Here is a 4916-nt window from a genome sequence, read left to right on the forward strand (position 1 = left end):
ATTGAAAGAATTCTGAAAATGCGTTAACCACAGAGGACACAGAGATAAATTTTAATAAAACTACAGAGATAAGAATAACCACTGAGGCACAGAGACACAGAGAATTTTTAAAACATATCTTCACTTTTTATCCCTCAGTGCCTCTGTGTCTCTGTGGTTTATATTATACTTCTCTGTGGTTTTCTTATAATGCATTATTTAGGATAAAAAGTTTAAATTTTAATTGATGCCGATTAATCTTTCTGCTTTTTACAAGGCCATCGAAGCCCTCAAAGAGGGCAGAGTAAAGACCTTAACATCCCTGCCAAACTCCTCAAAGGCCCTGCTCTTTGCATTGATAAAAGAGCCCTGTTTACTCATCTGCCCTTCTGAAGACTCTGCCGCTGAAACTCATTTAGATGTAGCCTTCTGGTCAAAATCCTTAAGCCTCGAAGAACCAATTCTAATACCGCCAAGGGGGATTTCATCGAGGATTAAAAATCTCAGAAGATTGTATGAAGGCAGTGGGACGAAATTCATAACATCCGTAGAGGCCGCATTATCTCCTCTATGGAGAAAAGAAAAGCTCCCTGTTTTATCCATTACAAAAAATACATCAATAAGCATGGATAACCTTGTCAGAAGCCTGTCAGAAATGGGCTATCGCAGAGTAACACTTGTTGCTGAACAGGGAGAGTTCAGCCTTCGGGGAGGCATCCTCGACGTATTTTCATCAGGAGATGACCTGCCTGTGAGATTCGAGTTTTTCGGTGATGAAATAGAATCCATCAGGCTCTTTGATATTGATACACAGAGGACAATAAAAGAGTTAGAGGAATTTTCGATATTCCCTTTTTCAGAGCCAGAAGACGGCCCGAATCTCATTGAACTTCTCACAGGCCACAGGCTTTTTGTAAATGAACCCTCCGACATTAAAAGGCACTTTGACAAAGAGACTATAAATCTTTATTCCCTTCCGATTGATGGAGATGATGGAGAAGGGCTCAACCTCGGCCTGAGCCCTTTAGGCGGCCTTGGCCTTATCAGCGGAGAAAGAAAAAACATAGATGACTTTATCCAGAGGGTAAAAACCCTGCGGTCAGAGTTTTTCATGCTTATGGTGTGTTCCTCAGAGGGACAGGCAAAACGGCTCAAGGAGCTACTCCAGGAGGCAGATATTTCTGCACCAATCCTCTCAAATGAAAACGCTGTCAGCTATACAGGGAGCCCCGTAATAACGATTTCAGAGTTATCAAAAGGATTCTCATTTGACAGAAGTATTGTCCTGACAGGAAGGGATATATTCGGCGAAAGGCCTGTCTTCAGGCCAACAAAAAAATCCAGGGTTTCAAAGCTGATTGCCTCTGTAGAGGACATGAAAGAGGGTGATTGTATTGTCCATGTAGACCATGGCATCGGCAGGTTTCTTGGCCTGAGGAGACAGAAAATAGAGTATCACGAAGGAGACTTCTTAATCATCGGATATGTTGATGGTACCCTCTACCTTCCACTCGAAAGAATTCACAAGGTGCAGAAATATCATGCATCAGAAGGTGCAATCCCAAAATTTGACAGGCTCGGTGGAAAGACCTGGCTCAGGACAAAGGCAAGGGTTAAAAAGAAGATTGCAGACATGGCAGAAAAACTCCTCAGACTCTATGCAGAAAGAGTCACCAGAAAGGGCCATGCCTTTTCAATGGATACCGAGCTTCACAGAGAATTTGATGGATTCTTCCCATACGAGGAGACCCCTGACCAGCTCACAGCAATAGAGGGAATAAAGCAGGACATGGAAAAACCAGAGCCAATGGACAGGCTTCTCTGCGGTGATGTTGGTTACGGCAAAACAGAAGTGGCTATGAGAGCAGCATTCAAGGCTGTATATGACGGAAAACAGGTGGCAGTGCTTGTGCCAACAACAATCTTAGCAGAGCAGCATTTTGATACTTTCAGCGCGCGGTTCTCTGCATTTCCAGTTAAGGTCGATTACCTGAGCAGGTTTAAAAACAGGGCAGAGCAGAAAGAGACCCTGAAACTACTTGAAAAGGGTGATATAGATATAATCATTGGAACTCACAGACTCCTCGGTAGAGATATAAAATTCCACAACCTCGGACTATTGATTGTCGATGAGGAGCATAGGTTCGGCGTAAGCCATAAGGAGAAGATAAAGGCACTTAAAAGCAACGTGGATGTCCTTACCCTCACAGCAACTCCAATCCCAAGGACATTACATATGGCACTGTCAGGGATAAGGTCAATGAGCACAATTGAGACCCCTCCAGAGGACAGACTCGCTGCACGGAGCTTTGTTACAAGATTCAGCCCTGAAATCATTAAAGAGGCACTTCTCAGGGAATTCAGCCGCAATGGCCAGGCATTTTTTGTGCACAACCGCATACAGGACATTTACAAGATTGCCGATTTTCTAAAGCGCCTTTTGCCAGAGCACAGGCTCCTGGTAGCACACGGCCAGGTGAGAGAAAAAGAGCTCGAAAATGTTATGAGGATGTTTGTAAGAAAAGACGCTGATTTGCTTGTAAGCACTGCTATTATTGGCTCAGGCCTTGACATACCTTCTGCCAACACAATTATTATTAACAGGGCAGATAAATTCGGTCTTGCAGACCTCTATCAATTAAGGGGCCGCGTGGGTCGCTCAAATGTCAGGGCCTATGCATATTTTTTGATACCAGAAGAAGAGGCAATTACAACTGAGGCGAGGAAAAAGCTTGAGGCCCTTCAGGAATTGAGCTACCTCGGCGCAGGCTTCAGGCTTGCCCTAAAAGACATGGAAATAAGAGGTGCAGGAAACCTCTTAGGCTCAGAGCAGTCAGGGCATATAGATGCTGTTGGTTTTGACCTTTACATTGAAATGCTTGAGAGGGCAGTTGCTGAATTAAAAGGCGAGGAACTACCCCCTGAAATAGAGCCAGTGCTTGACCTCAGGGTTACTGCCCTCATCCCGGAAAGCTATATCGAGGACCCTACATTGAGACTCAGCCTTTACAGGCGGATTGCAACAGTGAAAAACAGGGAACAGGTAAGAGAGTTTCACGCTGAGTTCAATGACCGTTTTGGCAAGCCTCCCGAGGAAGTACTAAGGCTCCTTGACATAATGGAAATAAAACTTATGGCAAGAGAGCTCGCAATCACAAAGATACAAAATTTAACAGGCAGGATTAAAATTACATTTGACCCAAGTACAAAAGTATCACCCTCAGAAATCCTTTCCCTATGGGAAGGCAGAAAAGGTTATATTAAGTTTCTCCCGGAGGCAGAGCTTGAACTAAACTTAATCGGGAAAACATGGAAAGAGATAATGATGGAGTTAACAAGGGTTATGGAAGAACTTTCAACTTAAACCGAAAAATGCACTTGACCACAGAGAACACAGAGATAAAGAATAACCACTGAGGCACAGAGACACAGAGAAAATGACCTGCCACAGAGTTCACAGAGAACACAGAGTTATAAAAAATTTCAGTTAATACTGTTGGTTTATTTTTTAAACAAAAGAGTTTTTTTATGTTTATCTCTGTGACCTCTATGTCCTCTGTGGCTATAATTTTTTCATATGCCTATCTCTGTGCCTCTGTGGTTTATATTATACTTCTCTGTGGTTTTCTTAATGCATTGTTTGGGTTAAACAAATTTAGCAAAAACTTCGTTTGACAATAACAGCCCTTTTAAGGTCAACTTCAGGTTGTTGTCTTTAAATTCTAAAAGCCCTGATTCACAGAGTTCTTTTATCTCTTTAGCGTATAGTTCAAGAAAATTTTTTCCGTAACGGATTTGAAAATCAGGAAGGTTTATCCCGTCGGTCTTTCTTAACCCGAGGAAGATTGCCTCAGCAAGGGCCTTCTCCTCTGTTATATCTTCAAACCCTTCAGAAATGGAATTTACATAAACTTTCATGTCTTTTGTGTTGTAAAACCGCCTCCCATCAATAAAAGAGTGCGCACCAAGGCCAGCCCCATAATACTCCCCCCTGTCCCAGTAATTCACATTGTGCCTGCAAAAATAATCTGGAAGGGCAAAATTTGAAATCTCATAATGAACAAACCCGCAGTCATTGAGATAGGCTATGGCAAACTCATACATTTCAATAACCTCTTTCTCCTCCGGAAGAATTAATGCCCCTGCCCTCACTGCCTTGTGGAGCTCTGTCCCCTCCTCAAGGGTAAGTTCATAGGTTGATATATGAACAGGGGAAAGATTCACTGCTCTTTTTAGGCTCTCTTTCCATGACTGGAGATCCTGCCCTGGTATCCCGTAAATCAGGTCCAAGCTTATATTCTTAAATCCCGAATCTTTAGCCAGTTCAATCGCAAAACAGGCATCCTCAGAATTATGAATCCTGCCGAGGGTTTTAAGTTCAGCATCATTAAAAGACTGAACTCCGATGCTCAGCCTGTTTACCCCTGAGTCTTTCATGGTCTTTAATTTCTCTCTATCAACGGTTCCTGGATTAACCTCAACAGTAATCTCAGGGTTTTTTACAAAATGCAGGGTATTTAAAGCAGTCATCACAAGCCCACCTATTTCTTCCCCGGAAAGAACAGTTGGCGTCCCACCGCCAATATACAGGGTATCAAATGGACGCTCCTCTCTCGCAAGGACAGGCAGGCTATTAATCTCCTTTTTTAAGGCATCGAGATAGACATCAGCTTCCGAAGGAGTATAAACGCCAGATACAAAATCACAATAATTGCATCGCCTCAGACAGAATGGTATGTGGATATAAAGCGAAAGTCCCATTATTCATTTTAGCACAACCTCATCAATAACCTTTTTCGCCTTTTGAAACAGCTTTTCCATCCTTGCGGTCTCATCCGCAATCTCTTTTAATGTCTTTGCGAGCTCGTTTTCACCCATAGCCTCTGCCTTCCCAGCCCATTCAGTGTAGGTCTTTGCATGCTCAGTATTATGTTGCA

3 protein-coding genes are annotated in these 4916 nt (G+C 43.0%); 1 reads left to right on the plus strand and 2 read right to left on the minus strand.

The genetic code is table 11. From position 1 onward, the window contains the following. Positions 1-226 precede the first annotated feature (226 nt). On the plus strand, positions 227-3343 hold the full coding sequence (gene mfd, locus HZC12_10840) for a transcription-repair coupling factor (GenBank protein ID MBI5027199.1): 3117 nt from the start codon (positions 227-229) through the stop codon (positions 3341-3343). Positions 3344-3624: 281 nt separating this feature from the next. Here mfd and hemW read toward each other — a convergent pair whose 3' ends face one another. Both hemW and HZC12_10850 read right to left on the minus strand, forming a co-directional pair. Next, positions 3625-4740: a radical SAM family heme chaperone HemW gene (gene hemW / locus HZC12_10845; protein ID MBI5027200.1), complete on the minus strand. Its 1116-nt coding sequence runs from the start codon at positions 4738-4740 to the stop codon at positions 3625-3627. 3 nt (positions 4741-4743) lie between these two features. Beyond that, positions 4744-4916 (minus strand): hypothetical protein (locus HZC12_10850; GenBank protein MBI5027201.1); only part of this gene is annotated, 173 nt, incomplete at its 5' end.

It is taken from the genome of Nitrospirota bacterium (genome assembly GCA_016214385.1).
In the GTDB taxonomy this organism is placed as follows: Bacteria; Nitrospirota; Thermodesulfovibrionia; order UBA6902; family JACROP01; genus JACROP01.

Coding starts and splice junctions, on each gene's coding strand:
- hemW (MBI5027200.1), bottom strand. CDS start 4,740: ATGGGACTTTCGCTTTATATCCACATACCATTCTGTCTGAGGCGATGC.
- mfd (MBI5027199.1), top strand. CDS start 227: ATGCCGATTAATCTTTCTGCTTTTTACAAGGCCATCGAAGCCCTCAAA.